Below are 1,129 nucleotides of genomic sequence, written 5' to 3'. Positions count from 1 at the left end.
CCGGCGGCGGGGTGCGCTGGTCGCTCGGCGAGGCCCGGTCGCTGGCCGGGGCCCAGCCCGAGCTGGCCGAGGAGCTGCGCCGCCGGGACGGCCACGTGCCGCTGCTGCGGCTGCCGTTCGCGGCCGAGGGCACCGCCCCGGAGGGCTACGACACGGTGGTCGTGCTGCCGCTGCGGGACGCCGCCGCCGAGGACCTGACCCGCCGTCTGCTGGCCGGGATCGACGACGCGCTGCTGCTCACCCTGCCCGGTCTGCGCGAGGTCGTGGTGGAGACCCCGGACGGCGTCCGGACGCTCACCCGGGACGCCGCCGAGACCCGCCCGGACGGGGTCACCGAGGTGACCGTCACCGACGACGCGGACGGCCGGCCGCGGCGGACGGTCTGGCAGACCGCCGGCGCCTCCGGCACGCTCGCCGCCGAGCTGCTGGCCGACCGGCCCACCGAGGAGCGCGCCCGCCCGTACTGGACGGTGACCTGGGCCGTCCCGGTCGGCGAGGACGGCGCCCCGCAGCGGCCCCGGATCGCCTCCGTGCTGCACGCGCCCACCCCCAGCGACGAGCCGGTCGGCCTGCCCGCGCTGCTGATCGCCTCCTACCCGCTGGACTCCACCCGCCGGCACGTCGCCCCCGGCCCGCTGGCCGACTTCCTCACCGAGCGGGCCGCCGACAGCTACGCCGAGCTGTTGCGCGCCCGCGGCGCCGACCTCGGCTCGCTCGGCCTCGTCCCGGCCCCGCTCGGCCAGGGCGCGCTGGACAACGCGCTGCGCGCCGGGGTGCTCTCCCGGCTGCCCGACACGCCGTTCCTGCCGCACCCGGCGCCGGTCGAGGAGGGCACGCCCGCGCTGCGGCCCCGGGACGCGACGCTGCTGGAGGGCGCGGACGGCTCGGTGGTCGAGGCGCTCTCGCCGATCTTCCCCGGGCTGCTGCCGGCCGGCCTGGAGCGCCGTACCGAGCTGCGGGTGCTGAACGTGCGCCGGGTGCCGCTGGCCGAGGTGGTGGACCAGCTCGGCGGCCTGGACCGCGAGCCCGCGTGGTGGCGCAACCTGTACGCGGCGCTCGGCGCGGCCGACCCGGAGGCGCTCGGCGCGCTGCCCGTCCCGCTCGCCGACGGGCGGACGGTCACCGGGCC

Annotated in this window: 1 pseudogene; it reads left to right on the top strand. The window is 79.6% G+C overall.

Annotated elements, in window-relative coordinates:
• Positions 1-1,129: pseudogene (locus tag AE652_RS41830) on the top strand (molecular chaperone Hsp90); the annotation flags it as partial.

The organism is Kitasatospora sp. MY 5-36, assembly GCF_001182915.1.
Classification (GTDB): domain Bacteria; phylum Actinomycetota; class Actinomycetes; order Streptomycetales; family Streptomycetaceae; genus Kitasatospora.
The sequence above is the reverse complement of the archived record's forward strand: the minus strand, read 5'-3'. Positions and strand labels throughout refer to the sequence as shown.